The sequence below is a fragment of the Micromonospora haikouensis genome, assembly GCF_900091595.1.
Classification (GTDB): domain Bacteria; phylum Actinomycetota; class Actinomycetes; order Mycobacteriales; family Micromonosporaceae; genus Micromonospora; species Micromonospora haikouensis.
In genome coordinates, this window is sequence record NZ_FMCW01000004.1 from 196,366 (window position 1) to 223,158 (window position 26,793).

A 26,793-nucleotide genomic window follows, 5' to 3' on the forward strand; every position below is an offset into this window, starting at 1 on the left:
GATAAGTTACAGCGGCGGGCCAATTCCGCGCGGGGTTCGTCGACCCCGACCGGTTCGGGCGATATGCCGGCTCGTACGACCAGTTTCGGAGGTTCCCATGACGGCTGTGGGGAACGGTGCCCAGACCGCCGGCCGGCCCACGCGTTTGCCCCGCTCCGCGCGGCGCAAGCAGCTGCTCGCGGCGGCGCAGGAGGTGTTCGTCGCGCAGGGATACCACGCCGCCGCGATGGACGACATCGCCGAGCGGGCGGGGGTTTCCAAGCCGGTGCTCTATCAGCACTTCCCGGGCAAGATGGAGCTCTACCTGGCGCTGCTGGACACGCACTGTGACGCGATCGTGGCAAAGGTGCACGACGCGATGCGGGGCACCAACGACAACAAGGAACGCGTCAGCGCGTCGGTCCGCGCGTACTTCGACTTCGTCGACCACGAGAGCGAGGCGTTCCGTCTGGTCTTCGAGTCCGACCTGCGCAACGACCCGGCCGTGCGGCAGCGGGTGGAGCGGGTGGAGCAGGGCTGCATCGCCGCGATCACCGACACGATCATCTCCGACACGGGGGTGAGCCGGGCGCACGCCGAGCTGCTCGCCTCCGGCCTGGTCGGCGCGGCGGAGACGGCGGCGCAGTTCTGGCTGGCCGGGGGCCGGCAGGTGCCGAAGGCCGAGGCGGAGGCGCTCGTGGCGGCGCTGTCCTGGCGGGGCATCGCCAGCTTCCCGCTGCAGGGTGAGTCAGCCTGAACATCCGGCCGTGAGATCGGATAGCCTTCCCACGGCGGCTTTTTCGCCCCAGTTGAGGAGGCACCGTGGAGGTCAAGATCGGCGTGCAGTACGCGCCGCGCGAGCTGGTTCTGGAGAGCGCGCAGTCGCCGGCCGAGATCGAGCAGATCGTGACTGACGCCTTCGCGAAGGACGAAGGGACGCTCTCCCTGACCGACGAGAAGGGCCGGCGGATCATCGTGCCGGTCAACAAGGTCGCCTACGTCGAGATCGCCGAGGCCTCGCCCCGGGCGGTCGGTTTCACCGTTCGCTGATCTCCCTGCGGGAGACCGGCGGCCAGAGGTGCTGGCCGGCCCGACCGCGCAGGTCGGCCGGCCGGACCTCCCCACCCATCCGAAACGCGTCGCAGCGGGCGCAATCGGGTAGGGCTGAAGTGACCCAGGTCACAATCACCGACCCCGACGTGGGGACCCTGTCCTGAACAGGGACGACACCGGGGCGGCTCAGGTAGTATGGGGCAGTTGCCGTGGGCGCCGATCTGGCGAAGGGTCGATTCCGACCCGAAGCCCTGCACCACGGCGCGCGTGCGGCCCGGTCCGGCTCGGCGATCTCCGCCCCCGACCGTGTGGCCCGCGCCACTACCGTCCGCGCCCTGAGGACCTGAGGGGCGCACCACGAGAGGGCACCCCCAAATCCATATGAGCGATCAGATCTTCGATCCCACAGCCGGCCAGGAGCTGGCACCCACCGCCCCGGTCCGCCCGGAGGCACCCACCTTCGCCGAGCTCGGCGCCCGACCGGAGACCGTCGAGGCGCTGGCGGCGGCCGGCATCACCCGCGCCTTCGCCATCCAGGAGTACGCGATCCCGATCGCGCTGCGCGGCGTCGACATGATCGGCCAGGCACCGACCGGCACCGGCAAGACCCTCGGCTTCGGCGTGCCGCTGCTGGAGCGCGTCTTCGCCCCGGCCGAGGGCGGCGACGGCGTGCCGCAGGCCCTCGTCGTCGTCCCCACCCGCGAGCTGGGCATCCAGGTCGCCAAGGACCTCGACGCCGCCGGGCGCACGCGGGGCGTCCGGGTGCTGCCGATCTACGGCGGCGTGGCGTACGAGCCGCAGATCGACGCGCTGCGCAAGGGCGTCGAGATCCTGGTCGGCACGCCGGGCCGACTGATGGACCTGCAGAAGCAGAAGCACCTGCGCCTCGACCGGGTGCGCGCGCTGGTGCTCGACGAGGCCGACCGGATGCTCGACCTGGGCTTCCTCGACGACGTCGAGAAGATCCTCGCGATGCTGCCGGAGGACCGGCAGACCATGCTCTTCTCGGCCACCATGCCTGACCCGATCGTCACGCTGTCCCGGCGCTTCCTGCGCCAGCCGATGACGATCCACGCCGGGCACACCGCCGAGACCGGGCCGTCGCCGCAGACCGAGCAGCTGGTCTACCGCACCCACTCGATGAACAAGATCGAGATCGTGGCCCGCATCCTCCAGGCGGAGGGGCGCGGCCTGACCATGATCTTCACCCGCACCAAGCGGGCCGCCGACCGGGTCGCCGAGGATCTCGACTTCCGCGGCTTCGCCGTGGCCGCCGTGCACGGCGACCTGGGCCAGGGCGCCCGGGAGCGGGCGCTGCGCGCGTTCCGGGCCGGCAAGATCGACATCCTGGTCGCCACCGACGTGGCCGCCCGGGGCCTGGACGTCAGCGGCGTCACCCACGTCATCAACTACGACTGCCCCGAGGACCAGGACACCTACACCCACCGGATCGGCCGCACCGGCCGGGCCGGCGCCACGGGCGTCGCGGTGACCTTCGTCGACTGGGACGACATGCCCCGCTGGCGGATCATCGACAAGACGCTCGGGCTGGAGATGCCGGAGCCGCCGGAGACCTACCACACCTCGCCGCACCTCTACACCGACCTGGCCATCTCCCGCGACGTCACCGGCACCCTGCCGACGGCGGAGCGGACCCGGGCCGGGCTGTCGGCGGAGGTCGAGGAGGACCTCGGCGGCCGGTCCCGGCGCGGCGAGTCCGGCGGCCGGGGCCCCCGGCGGGGCGAGCGGGGCGAGTCCCGTGGTCGCGGCGAGCGCCGCCCGGCGCGGCCCGCCAGCGACGGCGACGCCGCTGGCGTCCCGGCCGAGCAGGCCGCCGAGGGCGAGGCCCGCACCCCGCGCCGCCGGCGTCGCCGCCGGGTCGGCGAGGCGGGGGCCGGCGAGCCGACCGCGGTGGTCTCCGCCGAGCCGTCCGGCGCCGAGCCCGTTGCGGCGGCGGCCGACGGCGATCCGGCCAAGCCCCGCCGCCGCCGACGCCGCCGCAGTGGCGGTTCCGGCCCGGGTACGCCCGCCGAGGCGACCGCCGACTGACCCACGCGCGACCGTCGACATCCCCCGCTCCGGCCAGCCGGAGCGGGGGATGTCGCGTTCCGGCGCCGACCGACCGGGCGGGGCGACTCGGCACACCCGGCGTCCCGCCGACCGCCGCCCCACCGACGGATCGCCCGCCGCCCGATATCCCGCCGAGGGATCGGCCCGCTGCCCGTCGATCGCCGCCCGACGTCCCGCCGAGGGATCGGCCTGGCGTCCCGCCGGGGGCCGCCGCCCGCCGCGCCCGGGGGAATCCCGGCGAGGAAGATGGAGAGATGCCCGAACCCCTGGACGCCGCCCTGACCGAGGTCCGGGCCCTGCTGCTCGACCCCGCGCTGACCCGGGCCGTCGCCGCCGGCCGCCGCAAGGGGCACCGCCCCTCGGTGGTCCGCGCCGAGCTGCGCCCCGTCGTCCTCAAGGCGGGCCCGAGATTGCAGCTCGCCACCTCCGACGGGGCCCGCCCGCACACCCGCAACCTCGCGCCCGGCGCGGAGGCCGGCGCGGCCGTGGACGCCCTGCTGGCCGAGCCGTTCGGCAACTGGCACGTGGAGACGACCGACGTGACGCTCCAGCTCCGCGTGACCAAGTCCGGCGAGGCGCAGGTGCACCGGGCCGCCGCCGCCCGGCCCGCCGCCGAGCCGGGCGGGCACGACCGGGCCAAGGAGTGGCTGCTCGACCCGGGCGACCCGATCTTCGCCGAGATCGGCGGCACGGCGGCGAAGCGCCGGCAGGTGGACGCGTTCCTGCGGGCGCTCGCCGCGACCCTGCCGGACGACCTCGCCGGGCCGCTGCGGGTGGTCGACCTGGGCTGCGGCAACGCATACCTGACCTTCGCCGCGTACCGGTATCTCACGCAGCGCGGGCTGGACGTGCGGCTGGTCGGCGTCGACGTGCGGGAGGACCAGCGGCAGCGCAACACCGAGCTGGCCGGGCGGCTCGGCTGGGCCGACCGGGTGACCTTCGTGGCGGGCACGATCGCCGACGCGGTGGTCGACCCCGCCCCCGACCTGGTGCTGGCCCTGCACGCGTGCGACACCGCCACCGACGAGGCGCTGGCCCGGGCGGTGCGCTGGGACGCCCGCTGGGTGCTCGCCGCGCCCTGCTGCCACCACGACCTCGCCGCCCAGTTGCGGACCCGGCCGGCTCCGGCCCCGTACGACCTGCTGACCCGGCAGGGCATCCTGCGCGAGCGCTTCGCGGACGTGCTGACCGACTCGCTGCGGGCCGCGCTGCTGCGGCTGCACGGGTACCGGACCGAGGTGGTCGAGTTCGTCGACTCCCGGCACACGCCCCGGAACCTGCTGATCCGGGCGCGCCGGGCGGGCGGGCCGCCGACGGACGGGCAGCGGGCGGACTACCGGGCGCTGGTCGACCAGTGGCGGGTGACCCCGCGCCTGGAGACGCTGCTCGCCACGCCGCCGACCGGCTGACCCGGCGCGCCCCCGGGGGCCGCCGAACCCCGGCCCGCACCTGCTCACGGGCCCGGCCCACGTTCGCTATGTCGGGAATATGGCGGGGTCCGACGGGTCGGGATACCGCTATGTCGCCGACATGGAGTCGATCAAGCCCAGCGGGCAGGCCGGGCCGGGCCCGGGTCCGCTCTCGCGCCGGCCCGCGGCGCGCCTTGCCGTGGCCCCGGCCCGCGCCGGTCCGGCCCGGGGCCGCTCTCCTGCCGGTCCGCTCAGCGGCGGCGGTCGCCGCTGCCGCCCCGGTCCCGCCCCGGGGGCCGCTCGTTGCCGGCGCTGCGGTCGAAGGCCGAGAACCGGTCTCCGCGCCCCCGGCCACCGGGCCGCTCGGCGTCGGGCGACACCGTCGGGAACGGCACCACCTTGGCCGGGGTCTCCGCGTTTCCGGCGGCGGCGAAGGCGTTCCAGGAGATGTCGACCAGGAGCCGCTTGAGCTCGGCGTGCCGCACCGCCGCGTTGCGCTGCAGGGCCAGGCGCACGCCGAGCACCACGCCGACCAGCGTCGTGGCGACCGCGCCCGCGGCGGCCAGGACGTGCGCCCCGGTCACCCGGTCGACGTGGAGCACCAGGAAGGCGAGCCAGCCCCAGAAGCCGACGGCGAAGACGCCGGCCTTGGCGACGAAGAAGAGACTGACCGCACCCGGACGGTGCGGCACCGGACGGCTCGGCTCGGTCATGCTGCTCCTCATCGGGCGGTCACGGACGGCCACGGACGGTGGGCGGACGAGCATCGAGCTTAGTTGACGTACGGCAATCACCCGCAGCGACCGATACGCTTCCCGTGGGAACGTTCCCATTCGGCGGGAAAGAACATGAGGGATATTCGCAGGTAGCCGCCCCGGGACGGCACCGATCGGGACGAAGGGGGCGAGCAAACGCTTGCTTCCGCCACCCGTGGGACTACCCTCAGGGGGCACCGCCCGGTGCTCCGGCCCGAAGGAAGACCGCGCAGGAATGGCTTCGCCAGAGGTTTCGCCGCAGATGGCGTTCGCGCGTTTCGTGCGACGCGCCATCGACGACGCCCGCGAGGAACGGGGCTGGACCGTCAGCGACCTGGCGTCGCACACCGGCGTGGGCCGGTCCACCGTCTTCCGCTGGCTCGCCGGCGACTGGCAGGACTACCCCGAGCTGGCGAAGGTGCGCGGCTTCTGCGCCGCACTCGACCTGCCCGTGACGGCGGCCTTCCGGGCCCTCGGGCTGCCCGACTCCGGGCCCGTCCCCCGGCGGCGCGGTGACGAGGGGCCGGTCGAGGCCGACGTCCGGGTCATCCTCCAGCGGCTGGCCGACCCGGCCGTGCCGGCCGAGGAGAAGCACCACATCCGCGACCTGCTCCGCTACCTGGCCCGCCGTCCGGTCCGCCGCGCCGGCTGAGCCGCCCCTGCTGAGCCGCCCCTGCTGAGCCGCCCCGGCCCCGGCAGGGTCACGGGTCAGGGCACGTTCAGGGTGAACTCGGCCGTCCGCACCACGCCGGCCACCTGGAAGTCGAGGTAGAGCCGGTAACTGCCCGGCCCCGGCACGGTCGCCTGGAAGCTCACCCCCGCCGTCGGCGGCCCCGCCTCCGGGTGCACGTGCAGATATCCCAGGTCGCCCTCGCGCAACGCCACCAGGTGCCCGTACGCGCCCAGGTAACGCTCCAGCGGCGCGGCGGCGCCGTCGGCGGCGCGCACCTCGAACCGCAGCGGCCGGGTCACGCCGATGCCGGGCTCGCCGGACCAGCTCACCGCGAAGCCGTCCACGGTGGCGGTGCGGGCCGCCGCCGGCAGCGGCCGGGGAGCGTACTCCCCCGGGACGGCCAGGTCGGTGCCCAACGTCCGGGCGCTCTGCCCGCCGTCGTCGGTGACCAGCGTGAAGTCGGCGTACGCCCGCCAGACGCCCGGCTGCGGCAGGGTCAGCGGGACCGACCAGGTGCCGTCCGTCGCCATCGTCGGGTGCAGGTGCTGGTAGCCGGTGAGGTCGCGGCGCACCACGATCAGGTGCATCGGCTTGTCGTGCACGACCGCGAACCGGGTCACCGGCCGCCCCTGGGCGTCCCGGATCTGGAACCGAAACTCGCCGGCCCGCCCGGCGGCGAGGTCGGCCGCCAGCGGGGCCAGCGTCCAGCCGCCGGAGCTGACCGCGAGGCCGCCGACACCCGTCGGGTCGCTCCCGTCGGCGGTGCCCCCGTGGTCGTGCGCCCCGGTGCCCGGAGCATGGGTGTGGTCCGCGCCGGCCGGGGTCAGCGCGTAGCCGCCGGCCGCCGGGGGCGGGTTGAGCCGCCCGAGGCCGAACCCGAGCAGGACCGCGAGCACCAGCCCGCCGACGACCAGCGCGAGCCGCAGCGTGCCCCGGTCGACCAGCAACCCGGGCTGCTGCGGCTCCCCGCCGTCGGGAAGCTGATCGGTCATCCGACCACCGTACCGCCGGGCCCCGCCCAGCCTGGTCAGCGACCGCGCGGCGTGGCCCTGGTCGCAATCCGCCGCGCCCGGGAACTTTTGTTTGCAGGGGGCCCCTGTACAACAGAATGCGTTAACAGGGGGCCCTTCCTTGCACCCGTCAGCTGGCGACGGCCAGCGCCAGGGGGAGCACGTCGGGCGCGCCCGCCCGGCGCAGCAGCCGGGCCACCGTCGTCAGCGTCCAGCCCGTGTCGACCAGGTCGTCGACGAGCAGCACCGGCCCGTCCAGCCCGGCGAGCGTGTCCGCCAGCCCGTCCGGCAGGGCGAAGGCGTCGTGCAGCGCGCGTACCCGCTGGGCGCTGTTGCCGCGCGGACCGTCCGGGCCGGCGGCGCCCGTGGGCACGACCGCGCCGAGCAGCGGCAGCCGGCCCACGGCGGCGATCCGCTCCGCGAGCGAACCGACCAGCTCCGGCCGCCGCCGGGAGCCGACCGCGACCACGCCGACCGGGCGGCGCGGCCACGGGTCGTCGCCGTGCGCCCACGCCTTGAGCACCTCGACGACCGCGCCGGCCACGTCGTCGGGGACCGGCCGGTCCGCCGCGCCGGGGCCGACCAGCTCCCGCAGCCGGCCGCCCCAGCCCAGGTCGGACAGCCGCCCCACGGCCCGCCCCGAAAGCGCCTGCTCCGCCGGGGGGATCCGGCCCTTCAGGGGTACGCCCACCGCGTCCAACCCGGTCGGCCACAGCTTCTTCGGCGGGACGTCCACCCCGGGGCGGCCGAGGAAGCCCTGGGCCGAGCCCAGCGCCGGCGAAGACACGTCGGTGGTGAACAGCGGGCCCGCGCAGCGGTCGCACCGGCCGCAGTCGCCCGCCCCGGCGTCGTCGAGGCACTCCCGCAGGTACCGCAGGCGGCAGCCGGGCGTCGTCGCGTACTCGCGCATGGCCTGCTGCTCGGCGGTGCGCGCCTGGGCGACGCGGCGCAACCGGGCCTCGTCGTAGGCCCAGGGCTCGCCCGTGGCGAGCCAGCCGCCACGCACCCGGCGCACCGCGCCGTCCACGTCGAGGACCTTGAGCATCAGTTCGAGGCGGGCCCGGCGCAGGTCGACGATCGGTTCGAGCGCCTGGGTGGACAGCGGCCGGTCGGTGTGCAGGGCGGCCAGCACGGCGCGCACCTGCTCCTCGGGCGGGAACGCCAGCGAGGCGAAGTAGCGCCAGATGGCCGCGTCCTCCGCACCGGGCAGCAGCAGCACCTCGGCGTGTTCGACGGCGCGGCCGGCGCGGCCGACCTGCTGGTAGTACGCGATCGGCGACGGCGGCGCGCCCAGGTGCACCACGAAGCCGAGGTCGGGCTTGTCGAAGCCCATGCCCAGCGCGCTCGTCGCGACCAGCGCCTTGATCTTGTTGTCGAGCAGGTCCTGCTCGGCGGCCCGCCGGTCGGCGTCCTCGGCCTGCCCCGTGTACGAGGCGACCGGATAGCCCCGGGAGCGCAGGAACTCGGCGGTCTCGCCGGCCGCCGCCACGGTCAGCGTGTAGATGATCCCGGAGCCGGGCAGTTGGTCCAGGTGGTCGGCGAGCCAGCCGAGCCGGTGCGCGGGGCTGGGCAGGTCGAGCACCCCCAGCCGCAGCGACTCCCGGTCCAGCGTGCCGCGCAGCACGAGCGCGTCGCCGAGCTGCTCGGCGACGTCGGCCGTGACGCGGGCGTTCGCGGTGGCCGTGGTGGCGAGCACCGGCGTACGCTCCGGCAGGTTCGCCAGGAACGTGCGCAGCCGCCGGTAGTCGGGCCGGAAGTCGTGCCCCCAGTCGGAGACGCAGTGCGCCTCGTCGACGACGAGCAGCCCGGTCGTCGCGGCCAGCTGAGGCAGCACCGCGTCCCGGAAGTCGGGGTTGTTGAGCCGCTCGGGGCTGATCAGCAGCACGTCCACCGCGCCGTCGTGGATCTCCGCGGTGATCGCGTCCCACTCGTCGAGGTTGGCCGAGTTGATGGTGCGGGCCCGGATGCCGGCGCGGGCGGCGGCCTCGACCTGGTTGCGCATCAGCGCCAGCAACGGCGACACGATCACCGTCGGCCCGACGACGGCGGCTCCGGAGTCGGCGGGCTTCGAGTCGGCGGGTGGGCCCTCCCCGTCGCGGTCCCGCAGGAGGGCGGTGGCCACGAAGTAGACGGCCGACTTGCCCCACCCGGTGCGCTGCACGCAGAGCACCCGACGCCGGTCCACCACCAGCGCCTCGATGGCCCGCCACTGGTCCTCCCGCAGCCGGGCGTGGTCGCCGGCCAGCCGACGCAGCACCGCCTCGGCCCGTTCCCGCACCTGTCCCTGCTGATCCACCCCCCATTCCTACCAGCCCCGGCCCCCCGCCCCGTCGATCAAGGGCTGCGGCGGGCGGGCAGGTGGCGGGCCAGCGGGCCGAGGCGGGTGCGGAGGCTGGCCAGGCCGCCGGGGAAGAAGTAGACGGCCAGGATGAACACCGTGCCCAGCACGAACAGCGGCTGGCTCAGGGGGCGGCTCAGGAACGCCGGCAGCGACTCCACCGCGTCGCTGCTGCCGAACGCGGTGAGCCGGTGGTCCAGGTACATGTAGCCGACGCCGCCGAGCACCGGCCCCCAGCGGGTGCCAGGGCCGCCGAGCACCACCATCACCAGCAGCGACAGGGTCAGCTCGCTGGAGGTGATGTGCGGCGACGCGCCGCCGACGATCAGGCAGTAGACGACGCCCCCGCCCGCCGCGAGCCCGCCGGCCAGGGTGAACGCGACCAGCTTGAACCGGTACGGGTCGAGCCCGAGCACGCCGATGCGCCGCTCGTCGTCGCGCAGGCCGGCGAGCACCCGCCCCGTCGGCGACCCGGACACCCGGTGCACGACGAACACCACCAGGGCCAGGTACGCCAGCGCCAGCCAGTACAGGTTGACGGTGTTGGCCACCCCGACCAGCCCGGCGGGCAGCCCGGACACGTCCAGCGGCAGCCCCTCCTCGCCGCCGGTGAGCCCGCCGAAGTCCCGGGCCACCAGGATCGCCCCGACCTGCGCGAAGGCGAGGGTGACCATGGCGAACGCGATCCCGGCCGTACGCAGCGCCACCGCGCCGAGCAGCCCGGCGAGGATCGTCCCGCCGACGATCGTGAGCAGCGCGGCCTGCCACAGCGGCAGCCCGGCCCGGGTGACCAGGATGTCGGTGCCGTACACGCCGGCGGCGAAGTAGAGGGCGTGCCCGAAGGAGAGCATCCCGGTGCGCCCGAACAGCAGGTCGTAGCCGGCGGCGAGGCCGCCGAAGACGAGACAGACGGCGAGCAGTTGCAGGGTGCCGGGCGAGTTCAGCGGCCCCTCGAAGATCCCGGGCAGCTCCAGCGTCGAGTACGGCAGGACCGCCGCCACGGCCAGCGCCACCAGCGGCAGGTACGGCCGCAGCCCGTGCCAGCCCCGCCGGTGCGGGGTCAGCTCGTCCGGCACCCGCGCCGGGGGCGCCTCGACCATCGAGTCGGTCATGCGTGAGCCACCTTTCCGGCGATGCCCTGGGGGCGCAGCAGCAGCACCACGGCCAGCAGCGCGACGACGCACAGGTCGCCGACGCCGGACGCGCCGTAGTAGTTGACGAACTGTTGCAGCAGGCCGACGGCGACGGCCGCGTACGCGGAGCCGACGACGGAGCCCATGCCGCCGATCACCACCACGATGAACGCGAAGATCAGCAGCGAGCCGCCCTGGCCGGGCGAGACGGTGCCGAAGTAGACGCCGCCCAGCGCGCCGGCCAGCGCGGCGGCGGCCCCGCCGATGGCGAAGACCAGGGTGAACGCCTTGCGCACGTCGATGCCCAGCGCGGTGACCATCTCCCGGTTCTCCACGCCGGCCCGGATGATCAGCCCGTACCGGGTCCAGCGCAGGAACGCCAGCAGCGCCCCCAGCACCACGGCGGCGGCGACGATCAGCAGCAGCCCGCCGTTGGGCACCTGCGCGCCGAGGATCCCGGTGACCTGCCGGGTCCAGGCGGGGCGGGGGAACGGCCGGGCGTCCGCGCCCCAGGTGGCCTGGAGCAGCGCCACCCCGGCCAGCGACAGGCCGACGGTGACGAGCACCTGCTCGATGGTGCGCGAGTACAGCGGCCGGATCAGCACCAGCTCGACGAGCACGGCGACGACCGTGCCGGCGGCCACCCCGAAGGCGACGGCGAGCACGAAGCCGAGCCCCTCGCCGCCGGCACCGGGCAGGTTGCCCGCCGCCCACCACGTCCCGTACGCGCCGACGCCGAGGAACAGCCCGTGGGCGAAGTTGAGCACGTCGGCGAGGCCGAAGACCAGCGACAGCCCGGACGCGACGAGGAAGTAGAGCGCCGCCAGGCCGAGCCCGGTCAGCGTCAGCAGCACGATCGTGTTCACGCCCGCACCTCCCCCGAGCCCACGCCCAGCAGGGAGCGGGTCAGCTCCGCCGAGCCCAGCAGCTCGCCCGCGCCGCCGGCCCAGGCGACCCGGCCGGCGGAGAGCACCACGGCGTCGGTGGCGAGCCGGCGCACCACGGCGAGGTTCTGCTCGACCAGCAGCACCGGCACCGTCTCGGCGACGCGTTCCAGCACCTCGGCCACCTCGGTCACCACCTTCGGCGCCAACCCCTTGGTCGGCTCGTCGACCAGCAGCAGCCGGTTGTCGTTGAGCAGCACCCGGCCGATCGCGAGCATCTGCTGCTGCCCGCCGGAGAGCGAGCCGGCCCGTTGCCGTCCGCGCCGGTCCAGCTCCGGGAAGAGCGCGAAGACCCGGTCGTACGCCGGGGTGGTGCCCCGCCGCTCGGCGAGCCGCAGGTTCTCGGCGACGGTGAGCCCGGCGAACACGTCGCGGTCCTCCGGCACATAGCCGAGCCCGGCGCGGACGAGCCGGTGGGTGGGGCGGTCGAGCAGGTCCCGCCCGCCCATCCGCACGGTGCCGCGCGCCTCGCCGCCCCGGGGCGTCAACCCGAGGACGGCGCGCAGGGTGGTGGTCTTGCCGACGCCGTTGCGCCCGAGCAGCACGGTCACGCCGGTCGGCGCGACGGTGAACGACACCCCTTGGAGGATGTGCAGCCCGGCGATGCGCACCGACAGGTCCGCGACGGTCAGGACCGGTTCGCCCGTCACAGTGCCTCCCCCAGGTACGCCTCCTGGACGGTGGCGTCGGCCATCACGGTCTCCGGGGTGTCGCAGGCCAGCAGCGCGCCGTGGTGCATCACGGCGATCCGGTCGGCCAGTTCGAGGATCACGTCCATGTGGTGTTCCACCATGAGCACGGACCGGCCGCTGTCGCCGGTCAGCGACCGGATCACCGCGACCAGCTCGGGCACGTCCTCGGCGCTGACGCCGGCCATCGGCTCGTCGAGCAGCATCACCCGGGGCTCCCCGGCGAGCAGCAGGGCGATCTCCAGCTTGCGCTTCTCGCCGTGGGCGAGGGTGCCGGCGAGCGCCGTACCCCGGTGGTGCAGGCCGACCCGGTCGAGCGCCGCGTCGGCGGCGGCGGCCACCCCCCGGTCGGCCGCCGCCCGTCGCCACAGCTTCATCGAGCCACCCCGGTGCGCCTGTACGGCGAGCCGCACGTTCTCCCGCACGGTGAGCGACCCGAACACCGACGACGACTGGAACGTACGCCCCAGCCCGCGCCGGGCCCGCCGGTGCGGCGGGAGGGCGGTGACGTCCTCGCCGTCGAGCAGCACCTGGCCGGCTGTCGGCGGGCGCAGGCCGGTGATCAGGTTGAACAGGGAGGTCTTGCCGGCGCCGTTCGGCCCGATCACGCCGAGGAACTCGCCGGGCGCCAGGTCGAGGTGCACGCCGTCGACGATGGCGACCTCACCGATGCGCCAGGTCAGGGCGCGGGTGGCGAGCACGGGTCAGCCCTTCATCTGGCCGACCGGCGGCGCGGTCTCGTCGCCGGTCAGGCTCTTCTGCGCGGTCGCCGTGTACGCGCTGCCGCTGCCGGCCAGCTTCGCCTGGAACATCGGCTGGAGCAGGGCGTGGTCCTCGGCGCGGATCGTCATGGTGCCCTTGACGCCCTCGAAGCTCCAGCCCTCCAGGCCGGCGATCATCTTGTCCACGTCGTCGCCACCCTGCTCGACCGCGCGCACGACCATCTGGGCGGCGGCGAAGCCGTCGGGGTGGAACAGGTCGAGGGTGCCGCCGGGGACCTTCGCCTTGGCGGCCTTCGCGGCCTCGGTGTCGGCGGCCCCGTCGAACCAGTGCGACAGGAAGGAGATCTTGGCACCGGCCGCGCCGAACGTGGGCCAGGACGCGCGGATGTCCAGCCCGGTCACCACCGTGGTCGAGGAGAGCACGCCCTGCTGGTCGAGGGTCTGCCACATGGCGGGGGCGGTGGTGCCGGCCCAGGCGACGAAGAGCAGGTCGGGCTTCGCAGACCTGATCTGGCTGGCGAACGGGGTGAACTCGGTGGCGCTGGCCGGCGCGCGGACGCTGCTCACCGTGGCCCCGGCACCGCCGATGACGGCCTTGACGGCGGCCTCGTTGGCGTCGCCGAACGCGCCATCCTGGGCGAACACGACGACCTTCTTGCCGGTCGGGTCGCCGATGAACGACTTCGCGGTCACCACGTCCTGGTAGGACTGCCGCCCCGAGCGGAACGTGTACCGGTTCGCCCCGGTCACCGCGTCGGTGGCGGCCGGGCCGGAGATGAACAGGACCTTGTTCTGGGCGGCGATCGGGGCCACCTGGAGGGCCACGCCCGACGACGTCGAGCCGGCGATGATCTTCGTGCCCTTGCCGATCAGGTCCTTAGCCGCCGACACCGCCTTCGCCGGGTCGCCCGCGTCGTCGACCTCGGTGACCTCGATCGCCCGGTCGCCGACCTTGCCGGTGCCCCTGGTGGCGAAGTCGAGCCCGGCCCGGAACCCCTCGATGTACTGCTTGCCGTAGCTGGCCAGCGCTCCCGACTGGGAGTAGACCAGGCCGACCTTCACCGGGGCGGCACCGTCGCCGCCGCCGGAGGCGGTGTCCTGCGGGCTGCCACAGGCCGTGACGGCGAGCGTCGCGGCCATCATCGTGGCGGCGGAGAGGAACACCCGCCGCGTCGTCCGGACCGTCATTTCGACTCCACGTGAGGACTCGGAGAAAGTTAACGTCATGTGTCGGATCACGCTAGAAGTGACGTCACCCACGAGCCATGTGGCGGAAACACACAAGTACCGATGAATGGGTGGCCCGCCCGGACAGTCATGCGATGGCAGCACGGCCGCCCCGCACGTGCCGGGGGCCGATCGCCACGCCGGCAACCGGCCGGTGTGTCGCCGCCCGCCACCGCCACCTGCCATCTGCCGGCGGTCGGCGGTCGGCGGTCGGCGGTGATCGACTCCATGTCGGGGAGCTGGGCGTGTCCTGCCTCGCCGATACCCCCACCTGCCCGACATGACGGGCTGCGCCTGGGCTCGGGCCCCTGTTCTCGCCGGCTAGGGAGCTGATGTCGCAGATGACTCGGCACCGAGCCGGAGCTGCTCGACCCGGGTCGGACAGGTCTGCTGCACCGGCAGGTGACAGGTGTGGTCACGCGGCCTGACCAACCTGCGCCCGGAACGTGGCAGTGCGGGCCCGATCCACTTGCGCTCGGAACGTGACGGTGCGGGCCCGATCCACTTGCGCTCGGATCGTGACGGTGCGGGCCCGATCCATTTACGACATCAGCTCCCTAGTCGGCAGAACAGGGGGCCGCACCGCCAGCCGCAGCGCACCCGGCCAGCCGTAGCGCACCCGGCCAGCGCGGCACGCCCCACCAGCGCGGCCCGCCCCCGGCGGAGGGGGCGGGCCGCGTTCGTGCGAGTTCGGTCAGTGGCGGGGCAGGCCGGCGCGGGCGGCGACGGCGGTGTCCGGCTGGTCGGCGAAGACACCGTCCAGGCCGAGGCCGTAGAACAGCTCGTACTCGGCGGTGATGTCGCCGCGGGCGTTCGGGTCGGCGCCGATGCGGAAGTCGGCCGGGAGGAACTGGTTCTCGGCCCGGAACGTCCAGGCGTGCACCACCAGCTTGAGCCGGTGAGCGTCCCGGATCAGGGCGGTGGGGGCGAGCAGCTTGCCGGCGGCGTCCCGGGGGACGATGAGGTTCTTGTTCGCGCCGACGCCGTCGGCGTACCCGGCGATCCACTTGAGGCCGGAGGCGGTGGCCAGGTCGGCGTAGGTGCGGGGGTCGCCGGCGAGGGTGAAGTCGTAGGGGCAGCCCGATCGAGGCGAAGTAGCTCGGGTGCTTGGTCTCGGGGTAGACGCCGATCGTGCGGCCCCGGGCCTTGCTCTCGGTGCGGGCCAGGTCGATGACCTCCTGGAGGGTGGGCACCGGGAGCTTGCCGTCGAACGCGGTGTTGGCGACCCGCACCTGGGGCAGCCGCTCCTTGGCCCGCAGCGTCCTCAGCTCGGCGAGGGTGAAGTCCTCGGTGAAGCCGGTCACCGACACCCCGTCGATGGTCTTGGTGGCCTTGCGGGTGGCGAACTCGGGGTGGGCCGCCACGTCGGTCGTACCGGAGATCTCGTTCTCGTGCCGGGCGACGAGCTGGCCGTCCTTCGTCGGGACCAGGTCCGGCTCGATGTAGTCGGCGCCCATCCGGATCGCCAGCCGGTACGCCTCCAGGGTGTGCTCGGGCCGGTAGCCGCTCGCGCCCCGGTGGCCGATGACCAGCGGCCGGTCGGCGGCCCGGGACCGGTCCGCGGCGGCCGGCGGGACGGCGTCCGGGGCGGTACCGGGGGCGGCCTCCGGCTTCGCCGAGGCGCTCATGGCCGGCACCGCCACGGCCGCCGCGAGCAGCGCGCCGGCCAGGCCGAGGGCGGAAAGGGTACGTCGCAACGCCGTCTCCTGTCGTCGAGGGATCGCGCCCAGCAGACCGGGGCGGGTTGACGGACAGATGGCCGTTTCGGCACCGACGGTCGGCGGGGAACGGAAGATTGTCTGGTGCACCGGTTTCTCCGTCACCCCGTGCGGCTGGTGCCGTTCGGGTTCCTGGCGGCGATCCTGCTCGGCACCGGCGCGCTGATGCTGCCGGCGGCGACCAACGCACACCGGTTCACCCCGTTCAGCACGGCGTTCTTCACGGCCACCTCGGCGGTCTCCGTCACCGGCCTGTCCGTGGTCGACACCCCGACGTACTGGAACGGGTTCGGGCTGGTGATGATCACCGTGCTGACCCAGGTCGGCGGGTTCGGCATCCTCAGCGGCGCGACCCTGGTGGTGCTCGTGGTCGCCCGGCAGCTCGGGCTGCGCAACCGGTTGCTGGTGCAGGCCGAGACCGCCGAGTTCGGCATCGGCGACGTACGCGGGCTGCTGCTGCGCATCGCGGGGACCATGGCCGCCTGCGAGCTGGTGATGACCGCCGTGCTCGCCGGCCGGTTCTGGCTCGGCTACGACTACCCGCCGGGCCGGGCCCTCTGGTACGGCTTCTTCCACGCCGTGCAGGGGTTCAACAACGGCGGCTTCGCGCTCTTCTCCGACAGCCTGGTCGGGTTCGCGCGGGACCCGTGGATCTGCCTGCCGATCGCGTTCGGCACGATCGTCGGCGGGCTGGGCTTCCCCGCGCTGTTCGAGGCGTCCCGGGAGTGGCGGACGCCGGGCCGCTGGGCGATCGCCACCAAGCTCACCGTGTGGGGCAGCGCGGTGCTGCTGGTCGTCGGCTTCGTCGGGCTGCTCGCCGCCGAGTGGCCCGACCCGCGCACCATCGGCGGCTACGACGTCGCCGGCAAGGTGCTGGCCACCTTCACCCAGAGCGCGGTGATCCGCACCGGCGGGTTCGCCATCCTCGACACGGCGGGGCTGGACGAGGAGAGCGTCCCGCTGCTGGTGGCGTTGATGTTCATCGGCGGCGGCAGCGCCAGCACGGCGGGCGGGATCAAGGTCGCCACGTTCTTCCTGCTCGGCTTCGCCATCTGGGCGGAGCTGCGCGGCGAGCCGGACGTCATCGTGGGCCGGCGGCGGGTGTCCTCCGCCAGCCTGCGGCAGGCCCTGACCGTCGCCCTGCTCAGCGTCGCGCTGGTGGTCGGCGGGACCGTCCTCATGCTGCTGCTCACGGAGGGGATGGCCTACCACCGGGCGCTGTTCGAGGTGACCTCGGCGTTCAGCACCACCGGGCTCTCCTCGGGCGTCGCGTCGACCGTCGCCGAGCCGGGCCAGATCGTGCTGACCGTCCTCATGTACGTCGGTCGGGTCGGGCCGCTCACCCTCGGGTCGGCGATCGCGTTGAACACCCGACGACGGCTGTACCGCTACCCGGAGGAGCAACCCATTGTCGGCTAGGAACCCAGACGGCGGGGGCGTCGCGGTGATCGGGCTGGGGCGGTTCGGCTGCCACCTGGCCAGCTCGCTGACCCAGCTCGGCCACGAGGTGCTGGCCATCGACCGCGACGGCGAACGGGTGCAGCGCTGGTCGCCGTACCTGGACCGGGTGGTGCAGGCCGACGCGACCGAGGAGGGGGCGCTGCGGCAGCTCGGCGTGACGGACTTCCCGCGCGTGGTCGTGGCGATCGGCGCGTCCGTGGAGGCGAGCGTGCTGACCGTCCTCGGGCTGACCGAGCTGGGCGTGCCGGAGATCTGGGCGCGGGCCACCTCGGAGAAGCACGCGAAGATCCTCGGCTCCGTCGGCGCCCGCCACGTGATCTTCCCGGAGGCGGAGACCGGGGAACGGGTGGCGCACCTGATCGTCAGCAAGATGCTCGACTTTATCGAGTTCGGCGACGACTTCGCCATCGCCAAGGTGCGGGTGCCGGACGCGCTGGTCGGGCGGCCGCTGCGCGAGCTGGCCCCGGCGGACCGCTACGGGGTGATGGTGGTCGGGGCGAAGCTGCCCGGCGAGCGGTTCCGGTACGCCGACCCGGGCACCGTCCTCGCCCCGGGCAGCGTGCTGATCGTGGAGGGCAGCATCGCCCAGGTGCAGCGCTTCGCCGAGCTGACCTGAGCCAGCTGCGCTGCGCCGGGTTGAGCCGGGCCGGGCTACTTCCCCTTGCCCTTGCCGGGCGCACCGGGCTTGGCGGGCGGGCCGGGCTTCGCGGGCTTGTCCGGCTGGGCCTTCGCGCCGCCGCCCGAGCCGCTGTTCGCGCCGCCGCCCGGGCCGCCGGCCTTCGCGACCGTGGCCTTCTTCGTGGTGGGCTTCGCCGGGGCCTTCGTCGGCTTGGCGGTCGGCTTGACGGTGGGCACGGTCCCGGCGACGCCGGAGACGCGTACGCGGCACTCGGCATCGCCGAGGCGGAACTCCAGCGGCAGCGGGTTCGTGCCGGTGTACCGGCCGGTCAGCGCGACCTTCCGGGCCGCGCCGGGCGCCAGCGCGGGCTGCCCGGCGGCGGGACGCACCTCGACCGTGCGCCCCTGCTGGCGTACGGCCGGGTCGGTCTTCGTCACGGTCTGCTGGCCGGGGAACGCGAAGCTCATCGTCCAGTCGCGCAGCTCCCGCTCGGAGGTGTTGGTGAGGGTCAGCTCGGCGGTGAAGTCCTTCCCGGAGTCCTTGCGCAGCGCGTAGTCGACGGCGCAGGGCGGCGGCCCGGTCAGCCCCATCCGGGCCTCGATGGGCCGGTCGATGCCGCCGCTGGCCGGGCTGCGGGACGTCAGCCCCCACATCGTCGCGGTGACCGCCACCAGGCCGGCCGCCGCCACCCCCGCCTCGACCCGACGCCGCCGCGCCACCGCCCGCCGGGCGCGGGTGCGGCCGGGAAAGGGCAGCGCGCCGGTCTCCGTCGACCAGGGCAGGATCGTGGTGCCGGCGTTGGCGAGCACGTCCGGGTCGAGCCGGGCCGGGTCGCCCCCGGCCGGCGCGGACGGCACCGGAACCGTGGCGAGCATCCCGGCCGCGTCGGCGAGGGTGCGGGCCACCTCGGCGGTGGCCGGGCGGTCCTCGGGGCGCTTGGCCAGGCAGCGGTGCACCAGCCCGGCCACCTCGACGGGCAGCCCCGGCACGTCCGGCATCGGCTCGGGCTCGGCGTACATGTGGGCGCGCAGCATCTGGGTGGTGGTGCTCGCCTGCCAGGGCAGCCGGCCGGTGAGCATCCGGTAGAGCAGCAGGCCGAGGGCGTACACGTCGGTGGCCGGGGAGACCTGGCCGTTGTCCAGCCGCTCCGGGGCCAGGTAGGCGGGGGTGCCGAGCAGCGTGCCCTCCGCGCCCTTCTCGCTCTCCCCGGCCAGCGCCGAGATGCCGAAGTCGACGACCTTCACGCCGGTGGAGGTGAGCATGACGTTGCCCGGGGTCACGTCGCGGTGCACCACGCCCCGGGCGTGCGCGGTGGCCAGCGCCGAGGTGACCTCAGCGCCGATGGTCACGGCCTCCCGCCAGGGCAGCGTCCCGTCGCGGCCGAGCCGGGCGCTGAGCGGCCCGCCGTCGACCAGCTCCATGACGACGTACGGGACGGTCAGCCCGACCTGCTCGGACTCGCCGTAGTCGTACACGTTGGTGATGTTGGGGTGGCAGAGCCGGGCGGCGGCCTGGGCCTCGGCGCGGAGCCGGTGCCGGAACGCCCGGTCGCTGGCCAGCCGGGAGGCGAGCACCTTCACCGCGACCTGCCGGCCCAGCACCTCGTCGTAGCCGCGCCACACGACGGACATGCCGCCCGCGCCGAGCTGCTCGACGAGCCGGTAGCGCTCGCCGAGCAGCTGCGCGCCGTTACGGACCGCTCCACCCATGGTCGGAGGTTTTGCCCGACCCGCGCCGTCCTAACCCCGCACGGTCAGAATCGGTCAGGGTTTCACCCTTTCAGGCGGTAGCGAGCAGTTGGTCCACGGGGGCGTAGTCGTCGGTGAGCACCAGCGCGTCCCCGACGAAGGACGTCAGCACGTCGCCGGCGAGCACGATCGCCGCCTCGGGCAGGGCGTTGACCCGGCCCGCGAGCGGAGCCAGCGGCAGCGGCGCGTCGGAGGCGACGATGAGGAAGTTCGCGCCGGTCCGGCCGGCGACCGCGTCGGGCGGGGCGACCAGGGCGACGTGCCGGAACGCGGCGGCGACGGTGGCCAGTTCGCTGCGGACGAACCGGCCGGGCGGGTAGTCGATGACGTTCTGCACGTAGATCCCGCCGGGGCGCAGCACCCGGTTGATCCCGGCGGCCATCTCCCGGGTGGCGAGGTGCCACGGCACCACGAGGTGCCCGAACGCGTCGCCGACCACCAGGTCGCGGCTGTCGGCGGGCTCCGCGTCGAGCAGCACCCGGGCGTCGCCGGCCTCGATGCGCAGGCCCGGCCCGGGGCGCACGCCCAGCTCCCGGCGGTCCAGCTCGACGAGGCCGCCGTCGATCTCGAAGACCGCGTTGTCGGTGCCGGGCCGGGTGGCGGTCAGGTAGCGCGGCACGGTGAAGCCGCCGCCGCCCAGGTGCAGGGCGTCCAGGCGTTGCCCGGCGGGGGCGGCCACGTCGGCCGCCGCGCCGATCCACTGCGTGTACGCGTACTCCAAATGGGTGGGGTCGGCCAGGTCGACGTACGAGTGCTGGGCGGAGTTGAGCAGCAGCGTCCGCCCGGACGGCCGGCCGGGATCGGTCTCCACCGACGCGCAGTGGTACGCCGTCTCCACGTCGCACGGGTTCGGGGCGACGGTGGTCAGTCCCGCCCCGGCCAGCCCGAGCACCGCGAGGACGGCCTTCGTCCGGCCCGGGCCGGGCAGCCCCGCCCCCGCCCCGGCCAGCCCCGCCCGCCCCTGCCGGTGCAGGTACGCGCCGAGCCCCAGCCCGGTGCCGCCGAGCAGCACGGCGAGGGCGAGCAGGATGACGCTGCTGGGCAGCGCGGCGACGAGCACGAAGCCGGTCAGCAGGGTGGCCGTGATGCCGCCCAGCGTGCCGATGCCGGAGAGTCGGCCGACGACCTGCCCGGTGCGGCGCAGGTCGGCGAGTTGGAGCTTCACCACGAGCGGGGTGACCGCCGCGAGCAGCGCCGCCGGCACGAACACGGCGAGCGCGGTGAGCAGCAGCACGGCGCTGGCCGCCCCGCCGCGCAGCACCTCGCCCGCGTACCGGACGACGGGGAGGGTGACGGCCGTGGCGATGCCGGCCAGCACCAGCGCCGGGGCGATCAGGGCGCGCGGGTCCCGTCGGTCGGCCAGCCAGCCGCCCGTCCACGCCCCGTACGCGATCGCGCCCAGCGCGATGCCGATGACGGAGCTGGTCACCTCCAGGGTGACCCCGACGTACGGGCCGACGAGGCGCAGCGCGACGGTCTCCAGCACGAGCACCGCCCCGCTGGAGAAGAAGACCAGGAACGCGGCGAGACCGTTGGGCAGGGCGCGGGCGGGGGGCGGCGCGGGCCGCGCCTGCGCGACGGCGGCGGGCGACGATGAGCTGCTCACCGTCGCGATGGTACGCAGCGAAGCTGGGCCCCCGGGTCAGTACATCGAGAGATGAACATGGTTCGTGTGGTCGGCGGCGGGGCTGCCGCTGCCGCTGTACGCCCGCCACCCGGTGTTCGGCATCCAGATCTGCCTGTACCAGATCACGTAGAGCACGCCGAGCCGGCTGGCGTTGTTCTTGAAGTAGTTGGCCAGGCTGTCGCCGTACGCCTTGTCGCCGCCGGTGGCCGTCTCGTCCTTGAAGCCGTTGGTGGCGGCGGAGAAATCGCAGGCCCGACCCTTGGGGTGCTCGCCGCTGCCGCCGCTGCGGTAGCAGGAGACGTACCGCTTGTAGCCGGCGGCCTTGGCCTGCTGGAGGGCGTGCAGGGTGCGCGGGGTGATGCAGCCGGAGGTGGTCGGGTCGTTGACCGAGCAGGACTCGGACGGCCAGCTGCCGTCGGAGTTGCGCGGGGCCGGCTTGGCCGAGGCGGAGCCGCCGCTGAACCCGGAGCCGCTGCCGGAGCTGACCGCCGCGAGCGCGGTCTCGGCCTCCCGCTTCTTCTTGGCCAGCGCCGCGAGCTGCTTCTGCTGCTCCCGCACCTCGGCGTCGATGGCGATCTTGGCGCGGTTCGCCTCGTCCCGGGTCTCGATCATCTCGCGCAGCCGGCGGCTGTCCCGCTGGGCCATCACGTCCAGCTCGACGGCGCGGTTCAGGAACGCCTCCGGGGACACCGACTGGATGAGCAGCGCCGGCGCGGTCATCCGGCCCAGCCGGTACGACTGCGCGGCCACCTCGCCGACCTGCGCGGTCAGCCCCACCAGCCGGGTCTCGACGGTCTTGAGCTGGGTGGTGAGCAGCTGCTGCCGGCGCTTGGAGTTGTCGAGCTTCGCCTTGGCCTCGATGTGTCCCTTGGCGGCGGACTCCAGCGCCTCGCGCAGCTTCTTCGTGCCGCCCTCGTTGGGTTCGGCGGCGGCCGGCACGGCGCCCACGCCGAGCAGCAGCGCCACGGCGACGAGCAGCACGGTCAGCGGCTCCCGGCCGCGACGCCGGATGAGGCTGGTCCTGGGCACGGCGGCGTCCCTTCCCTCGACCACCGGCTCCCGGTGGTGCGCGGCGGCCCCCACCGACGCCGGGCGACGGCCCGCTGGCGGAGACCGCCGGTCAGGATACCGGACCGGACGGCGGCGGACGCCCCGGCGGAGGCTCCCACGGATCTCAGTCGAGGATCAATGCCTCGCGGGCCTCGGCCCACACCCGCTCGTTCGCGGCGACCAGCAACCCCGGCGCGTCCTCGGCCGGGTGGTAGTCGCTGCCGTCGAACCGGCGGGCCACCCCGCCGGCCTCGCGGACCAGCAGCGCCCCGGGTGCGTGGTCCCACGGCAGGGTGCGCCAGAAGAGCACGAACTGTTGCTCGCCGACGAGCATGTCGAGGTATTCCCGACCGGCGCAGTGCTGGCCGGGCAGCAGCGCGCCGATGCGCTCCCCGCCGGCCTCGGCCCGCCGCCGCAGCTTCGGCGGCAGGAACTGGGTCATCGCCGTGCCGCGCAGCTCACCGGGCGGCGGCACGGCATCGCCGATACGCACCGACGCGCCGTTCACCGTCGTGCCGTGGCCCGCGCGGGCGACGGCCAGGGTCCCGCCCAGCGGGTCCAGCACCCACGCGCCGACCTGCTCCCCGCCGGTCAGCAGCGCCACCATCAGCGCGAACGGGCGCCTGCCGGCGGCGAAGTTGGCGGTGCCGTCGACGGGGTCGACCAGCCAGACGTCGCCGCCGCTCAGGTGCCCGCCGGCCCCGCCGGGGCGCAGATGCCCGAGCAGGGACGGGTCGTCGGCGACCGCCTCCTCGCCGACCACCACCGAAGCGGGGCGCAGCCGGCGCAACCCGGCGCTGATCAGCTCCTCGGCCCGCTGGTCGGCGACGGTGACCAGGTCACCGGGGGCCTTCTCCGTCACGTCGGCGTCGTCGAGCTGCTGGAACAGGGGCAGCACGACGTCCGTCGCCGCCCGGTGCAGCAGCTCGGCGACGTCGTCGGTCAGGGTGTCGGTGAGGTCAGCCACGCGGCGGCAACTTCACCACGCTGACGAAGAACTCGTCGATCTGCCGGACCACCGCGATGAACCGCTCGAAGTCGACCGGCTTCGTGACGTACGCGTTCGCGTGCAGCTGGTAGCTGCGCAGGATGTCCTCGTCGGCCTGGGAGGTGGTCAGCACCACCACCGGGATGCGGCAGAGCTGCTCGTCCTGCTTTATCTCCTCCAGCACCTCCCGGCCGTCCCGGCGGGGCAGGTTCAGGTCGAGCAGGATCAGGTCCGGCGTCACCGCGTCCGCGTACTTGCCCTCCCGGCGCAGGTAGGCCAAAGCCTCCGCGCCGTCGGAGACGACGGTCAGCCGGTTGCGGAGCTTGTGCTCCTCGAACGCCTCCTGGGTCATCAACACGTCGCCCGGGTCGTCCTCGACCAGCAGGACCTCGATCGGGCTCTTGCCGTCTGCGGGCGCGGTCATCCCACCGCCTCCTTCGTGCCGTCGCTGTCCTGGGTCCCGTCGGTCCCCTCCGCCCGCGCGCCGCGTGGCCGGGGCACCTCCACCCGGGCCCCGCCGTCGTCGGCCGGCTCGACCGGCGCGCCGCCCTCCACGGGGTCGGCCCCGGCCGCCGTCGCCTCGCCGGTCGCCGGCTCGTCGCCCGTCGTTGCCTCGTCGCCCGTCGCCTCGTCGGCCGGCGGCTGCTCGGCGGCCCGCGCGGCCGCCTCCACGTCCTCGGGCAGCGCCGGGAGGGTGAACCGGATCGCGGTGCCCTCGGCGGTGTCGGTGTCCACCCAGACCCGGCCGCCGTGGTATTCGACGATCTTCTTCACGATCGCCAGCCCGATGCCGGTGCCCGGGTACGCGTCCTTGGAGTGCAGCCGCTGGAAGATCACGAAGATCTTGTCCGCGAACTCCGGCTCGATGCCGATGCCGTTGTCCTGGCAGCTGATCTCCCACTCGTCGCCCACCAGCCGCGCGGAGACGTGCACCCTCGGCGGCACGTCCGGGCGGCGGAACTTGATCGAGTTGCTGACCAGGTTGGCCAGCAGGTTCGTCAGCAGGGGCTCCTCGCCCCGGATCGTCGGCAGCGCGTCCCAGGTCAGCTCGCCGTCGGCGTACTGCCGGGCGGCCTCGGTCTGCCCCGCCACGTCGCCCATCACCCCGTTGAGGTCGACCTCGGTGAAGCCGGTGGTGAGCCGCCCGATCCGGGAGAACGCCAGCAGGTCGTTGATGAGCCGCTGCATCCGCTGCGCGCCGTCCACGGCGAACGCGATGTACTGGTCGGCGCGCTCGTCGAGCTGCCCCGCGTACCGGCGCTGCAGGAGCTGGCAGAAGCTGGCTACCTTACGCAGCGGCTCCTGCAGGTCGTGCGAGGCGACGTACGCGAACTGCTCCAGGTCCCGGTTGGACCGGACCAGCTCCTCGGCCTGCTTCTGGAGCTGGCTGTTGACCCACTCGATGCGTTCCCGCGCCTCCCGCACCTCGGCCAGGTCCTTGGCGATCTTCTGGCGCATCGCGTCCACGTCGTCGGCGAGCCGCAGGAACTCCGGCGGCCCGGAGCCGGCGATGCGGTGCTGGAAGTCGCCCCTGGCCACCTCGCGGACCTGCTCGGCCAGGCCCGTCAGCGGCCGGACCACCATCCGCTCCAGCGAGATCAGCAGCACCGCCCCGGCGACCGCCACCACCATCGCCGCCCCGACCAGCAGCAGCACCAGCATGCTGCTGGTGCGGTAGATGTTGTCGGCGCCCTTCTCGCGCTCGACGAGGATGCCCTCCTGGAGCTGGCTCACCGACGTGCGGATGACGTCGAAGCGCTGCCGGGAGTCCTCCGTGATCAACGCCCGCCCGGCGGTGGTGCCCTGCTCCTCGGTGGTGCGGATCACCGGCTCGGCGACCGTGCTGCGCCACTGGCCCGCCTCCACCTCGACCGCGTCGAGCTGGCGGGCCAGCCCCGGGTAGACGCCGATCAGGCCGCGCATGCTGCGGTAGAGTTGCTGCTCGCGCTCGCCGCCCTGCACGTACGGTTCGAGGTCCCGGCGGTCGCCGGTCAGCGCGTACCCCCGGATCGCCGTCTCCTGGTCGACCAGCACGCTGAGCAGCTCCTGCGACTGGGCGCGCAGCGGGCCGGTGCGGTCGAGCACCGAGTGGGTGTAGTCGCGGTTCTTCGCGGCCACGGCGATCTCCACCGCCACCGACGCGCCCAGCAGCACGCCCACGACGGTGAGCAGCGCGACGACCCGGCGGCGCAGGGTCCAGCCGGCGGTGCGTGCCGTCACCGGCCACCGCCCCGGGTGACCAGGAGCATGGCGACGTCGTCGGCGAGCGGGCCACCGTTGATCTGCTCGGCCCGCCCGACCAGCCACGCCGGCAGCTCGGCCAGCGGCACGGCGAGATTGTCCCGGTCGCCGAGCAGCTCGGTCAGGCCGGGGACGTCGAGCCGCTCGTCGCCGTCGCCGACGCGCCCCTCGATCAGGCCGTCGGTGTACATCAACAGGGACCAGTCATCGGTGTCGAACTCCAGGTCGAAGGCCACGGGACGGCGGGGACGGACGCCCAGCAGCAGGCCGCCCGGCGCCGGGACGGGCGCGACCTTGCCCCCGGACAGCAGCAGCGGCGGCGGATGCCCCGCGAGGCGCACCGTGGCGGCGTTGCCGGCCAGGTCGAGCCGGGCGGTCGCCACGGTGGCGAAGATCTCCTGGAGCCGGCGCTCGCTCATCAGCACCTGCTCCAGGGCCGGCAGCACCTCGTCGTCGGGCACCCCGGCCAGCACGAGCGCCCGCCACGCCACCCGCAGCTCCACCCCCAGCGCCGCCTCGTCCACGCCGTGCCCGCAGACGTCGCCGACGATCAGGTCCACCCGGTCCGGGCGGGTCTGCACCACGTCGTAGAAGTCGCCGCCGATGAGCGCCGCGTGCCGGCCGGGCCGGTAGAACGTGTGCACCGCGACCTCGTCGGTCGACATCAGCGGCTGGGGCAGCAGGCCGCGCTCCAACCGGGCCGACTCGGCCTGGCGCAGCTCCACCTCGCGCAGCCGCCGCGCGTTGACGTCGGCCCGCTTGCGCTCCACCGCGTAGCGCAGCGCCCGGGTCAGCAGCACCCCGTCGACCTGGCCCTTGACCAGGTAGTCCTGCGCGCCCTCGGCGACCGCGACGATGCCCAGGTGCTCGTCGGAGCGCCCGGTCAGCACGCAGACCGCCGCGCCGCTGGACATCTCCAGGACCTGGCGCAGCCCGTCCAGCCCCTGCGCGTCGGGCAGGCCGAGGTCGAGCAGCACGCAGTCGACGCCCATCACCCGCTGCCGGGCCTCGCTCAGGCTGGTCGCGACCAGCAGGTCGATCGACGAGTTGGTCTCGGCGAGCAACTCGCCGACCAGGAAGGCGTCGCCCTCGTCGTCCTCGACCAGCAGCACCCGCAGCCGCTCGCCGGGCGGCAGCACCGGGTGGTGACCCAGGCCGCCGGCGGCCGGGAACGCCCGGGGCACGACGGAGGAACCGGCAGAGCCGGCCCCCCGGGGCGGCCGCGTCACCGCACCGGGACGCGGGAGATCGCTGGTGATGTCGGGCTCCTTCCGAGTGCCCTGCTGATCCTGTATTAGACAACGCTCCCACACAACACGACGGGTCCGGCACGGACGGG

The 26,793-nt window shown here is 74.3% G+C and carries 22 protein-coding genes and 1 pseudogene; 7 read left to right on the plus strand and 16 right to left on the minus strand.

All coding sequences use genetic code 11. The features are described 5' to 3' along the window. Positions 1 to 97 precede the first annotated feature (97 nt). The 4 genes from GA0070558_RS05850 (at position 98) to GA0070558_RS05865 (ending at position 4,511) form a co-directional block, all read left to right on the plus strand. A complete protein-coding gene (locus GA0070558_RS05850; protein ID WP_043965396.1) occupies positions 98 to 736 on the plus strand; it encodes a TetR/AcrR family transcriptional regulator in 639 nt (212 codons plus the stop codon). Positions 737 to 801: 65 nt separating this feature from the next. Then, the gene (locus GA0070558_RS05855) at positions 802 to 1,029 is read left to right on the plus strand and encodes a DUF3107 domain-containing protein (protein ID WP_077938248.1); all 228 of its coding nucleotides are present in this window, start codon (positions 802 to 804) and stop codon (positions 1,027 to 1,029) included. A 384-nt stretch (positions 1,030 to 1,413) separates the two neighbouring features. Next, positions 1,414 to 3,081 (plus strand): DEAD/DEAH box helicase, encoded by a 1,668-nt coding sequence (locus tag GA0070558_RS05860; RefSeq protein ID WP_091276558.1) that lies wholly within the window; start codon positions 1,414 to 1,416, stop codon positions 3,079 to 3,081. A gap of 275 nt (positions 3,082 to 3,356) precedes the next feature. Then, positions 3,357 to 4,511: a class I SAM-dependent methyltransferase gene (locus tag GA0070558_RS05865; protein ID WP_091276562.1), complete on the plus strand. Its 1,155-nt coding sequence runs from the start codon at positions 3,357 to 3,359 to the stop codon at positions 4,509 to 4,511. 251 nt (positions 4,512 to 4,762) lie between these two features. On the opposite strand, the gene GA0070558_RS05870 is transcribed toward GA0070558_RS05865, so the two are convergent. Continuing rightward, positions 4,763 to 5,224, minus strand: a complete 462-nt coding sequence (locus tag GA0070558_RS05870) for a hypothetical protein (RefSeq protein WP_091276566.1) — start codon at positions 5,222 to 5,224, stop codon at positions 4,763 to 4,765. A 277-nt stretch (positions 5,225 to 5,501) separates the two neighbouring features. Here GA0070558_RS05870 and GA0070558_RS05875 point away from each other — a divergent pair, with 277 nt between their 5' ends. Next, positions 5,502 to 5,918 (plus strand): helix-turn-helix transcriptional regulator, encoded by a 417-nt coding sequence (locus GA0070558_RS05875; RefSeq protein WP_043965390.1) that lies wholly within the window; start codon positions 5,502 to 5,504, stop codon positions 5,916 to 5,918. A gap of 56 nt (positions 5,919 to 5,974) precedes the next feature. Here the strand turns inward: GA0070558_RS05875 and GA0070558_RS05880 are convergent, their stop codons facing one another. The 8 genes and pseudogenes from GA0070558_RS05880 to GA0070558_RS05915 all read right to left on the minus strand — a co-directional run bounded on the left by GA0070558_RS05880 (position 5,975) and on the right by GA0070558_RS05915 (position 15,699). Continuing rightward, positions 5,975 to 6,931, minus strand: coding sequence for a DUF8832 domain-containing protein (locus GA0070558_RS05880; protein ID WP_091276570.1), 957 nt, complete (start codon positions 6,929 to 6,931; stop codon positions 5,975 to 5,977). Positions 6,932 to 7,079: 148 nt separating this feature from the next. Continuing rightward, positions 7,080 to 9,245 carry a RecQ family ATP-dependent DNA helicase gene (locus tag GA0070558_RS05885; RefSeq protein WP_091276574.1) on the minus strand — a complete coding sequence of 722 codons (2,166 nt, stop codon included), beginning with the start codon at positions 9,243 to 9,245 and terminating at the stop codon, positions 7,080 to 7,082. A gap of 38 nt (positions 9,246 to 9,283) precedes the next feature. Further along, positions 9,284 to 10,399 carry a branched-chain amino acid ABC transporter permease gene (locus GA0070558_RS05890; RefSeq protein WP_091276577.1) on the minus strand — a complete coding sequence of 372 codons (1,116 nt, stop codon included), beginning with the start codon at positions 10,397 to 10,399 and terminating at the stop codon, positions 9,284 to 9,286. Continuing rightward, entirely contained in the window at positions 10,396 to 11,286 is an 891-nt protein-coding gene (locus GA0070558_RS05895) for a branched-chain amino acid ABC transporter permease (protein ID WP_091276581.1), read from the minus strand. The genes GA0070558_RS05890 and GA0070558_RS05895 overlap by 4 nt, the downstream gene beginning before the upstream one ends. Further along, positions 11,283 to 12,014: an ABC transporter ATP-binding protein gene (locus GA0070558_RS05900; RefSeq protein ID WP_077938240.1), complete on the minus strand. Its 732-nt coding sequence runs from the start codon at positions 12,012 to 12,014 to the stop codon at positions 11,283 to 11,285. The genes GA0070558_RS05895 and GA0070558_RS05900 overlap by 4 nt, the downstream gene beginning before the upstream one ends. Continuing rightward, positions 12,011 to 12,754, minus strand: a complete 744-nt coding sequence (locus GA0070558_RS05905; RefSeq protein WP_043965379.1) for an ABC transporter ATP-binding protein — start codon at positions 12,752 to 12,754, stop codon at positions 12,011 to 12,013. The genes GA0070558_RS05900 and GA0070558_RS05905 overlap by 4 nt, the downstream gene beginning before the upstream one ends. Positions 12,755 to 12,757: 3 nt before the next feature. Continuing rightward, entirely contained in the window at positions 12,758 to 13,963 is a 1,206-nt protein-coding gene (locus GA0070558_RS05910; protein WP_091276585.1) for a substrate-binding domain-containing protein, read from the minus strand. Between the two features lie 733 nt (positions 13,964 to 14,696). Then, a pseudogene (locus tag GA0070558_RS05915) lies at positions 14,697 to 15,699 on the minus strand (glycerophosphodiester phosphodiesterase family protein). 105 nt (positions 15,700 to 15,804) lie between these two features. Between GA0070558_RS05915 and GA0070558_RS05920 the strand changes: the two are divergent. Continuing rightward, a complete protein-coding gene (locus tag GA0070558_RS05920; RefSeq protein ID WP_091276588.1) occupies positions 15,805 to 17,139 on the plus strand; it encodes a TrkH family potassium uptake protein in 1,335 nt (444 codons plus the stop codon). Positions 17,140 to 17,164: 25 nt separating this feature from the next. Then, positions 17,165 to 17,797 (plus strand): potassium channel family protein, encoded by a 633-nt coding sequence (locus GA0070558_RS05925; protein ID WP_176734118.1) that lies wholly within the window; start codon positions 17,165 to 17,167, stop codon positions 17,795 to 17,797. A gap of 35 nt (positions 17,798 to 17,832) precedes the next feature. Here GA0070558_RS05925 and GA0070558_RS05930 read toward each other — a convergent pair whose 3' ends face one another. The 7 genes from GA0070558_RS05930 to GA0070558_RS05960 all read right to left on the minus strand — a co-directional run bounded on the left by GA0070558_RS05930 (position 17,833) and on the right by GA0070558_RS05960 (position 26,638). Then, complete coding sequence (locus tag GA0070558_RS05930) at positions 17,833 to 19,509, minus strand: serine/threonine-protein kinase (protein WP_091276594.1); 1,677 nt, start codon at positions 19,507 to 19,509, stop codon at positions 17,833 to 17,835. Positions 19,510 to 19,579: 70 nt separating this feature from the next. Next, positions 19,580 to 21,154: a fused MFS/spermidine synthase gene (locus GA0070558_RS05935; RefSeq protein WP_091276596.1), complete on the minus strand. Its 1,575-nt coding sequence runs from the start codon at positions 21,152 to 21,154 to the stop codon at positions 19,580 to 19,582. 36 nt (positions 21,155 to 21,190) lie between these two features. Further along, on the minus strand, positions 21,191 to 22,204 hold the full coding sequence (locus tag GA0070558_RS05940) for a coiled-coil domain-containing protein (RefSeq protein ID WP_091276758.1): 1,014 nt from the start codon (positions 22,202 to 22,204) through the stop codon (positions 21,191 to 21,193). A 145-nt stretch (positions 22,205 to 22,349) separates the two neighbouring features. After that, positions 22,350 to 23,192, minus strand: coding sequence for an inositol monophosphatase family protein (locus GA0070558_RS05945; RefSeq protein WP_091276599.1), 843 nt, complete (start codon positions 23,190 to 23,192; stop codon positions 22,350 to 22,352). Then, a complete protein-coding gene (locus GA0070558_RS05950) occupies positions 23,185 to 23,637 on the minus strand; it encodes a response regulator (RefSeq protein WP_074472456.1) in 453 nt (150 codons plus the stop codon). The genes GA0070558_RS05945 and GA0070558_RS05950 overlap by 8 nt, the downstream gene beginning before the upstream one ends. Further along, positions 23,634 to 25,433, minus strand: coding sequence for a sensor histidine kinase (locus GA0070558_RS05955; protein WP_256091775.1), 1,800 nt, complete (start codon positions 25,431 to 25,433; stop codon positions 23,634 to 23,636). Before GA0070558_RS05955 ends, GA0070558_RS05950 begins: the two co-directional genes overlap by 4 nt. Further along, a complete protein-coding gene (locus GA0070558_RS05960) occupies positions 25,430 to 26,638 on the minus strand; it encodes a PP2C family protein-serine/threonine phosphatase (RefSeq protein ID WP_091276606.1) in 1,209 nt (402 codons plus the stop codon). Before GA0070558_RS05960 ends, GA0070558_RS05955 begins: the two co-directional genes overlap by 4 nt. Between the last annotated feature and the right edge of the window lie 155 nt (positions 26,639 to 26,793).

Bases quoted from the DNA above. Each gene is read 5' to 3' on its own strand.
- GA0070558_RS05850 (WP_043965396.1), top strand. From the start codon at position 98: ATGACGGCTGTGGGGAACGGTGCCCAGACCGCCGGCCGGCCCACGCGT.
- GA0070558_RS05860 (WP_091276558.1), top strand. From the start codon at position 1,414: ATGAGCGATCAGATCTTCGATCCCACAGCCGGCCAGGAGCTGGCACCC.
- GA0070558_RS05865 (WP_091276562.1), top strand. From the start codon at position 3,357: ATGCCCGAACCCCTGGACGCCGCCCTGACCGAGGTCCGGGCCCTGCTG.
- GA0070558_RS05870 (WP_091276566.1), bottom strand. From the start codon at position 5,224: ATGACCGAGCCGAGCCGTCCGGTGCCGCACCGTCCGGGTGCGGTCAGT.
- GA0070558_RS05875 (WP_043965390.1), top strand. From the start codon at position 5,502: ATGGCTTCGCCAGAGGTTTCGCCGCAGATGGCGTTCGCGCGTTTCGTG.
- GA0070558_RS05880 (WP_091276570.1), bottom strand. From the start codon at position 6,931: ATGACCGATCAGCTTCCCGACGGCGGGGAGCCGCAGCAGCCCGGGTTG.
- GA0070558_RS05890 (WP_091276577.1), bottom strand. From the start codon at position 10,399: ATGACCGACTCGATGGTCGAGGCGCCCCCGGCGCGGGTGCCGGACGAG.
- GA0070558_RS05910 (WP_091276585.1), bottom strand. From the start codon at position 13,963: ATGACGGTCCGGACGACGCGGCGGGTGTTCCTCTCCGCCGCCACGATG.
- GA0070558_RS05930 (WP_091276594.1), bottom strand. From the start codon at position 19,509: ATGGGTGGAGCGGTCCGTAACGGCGCGCAGCTGCTCGGCGAGCGCTAC.
- GA0070558_RS05950 (WP_074472456.1), bottom strand. From the start codon at position 23,637: ATGACCGCGCCCGCAGACGGCAAGAGCCCGATCGAGGTCCTGCTGGTC.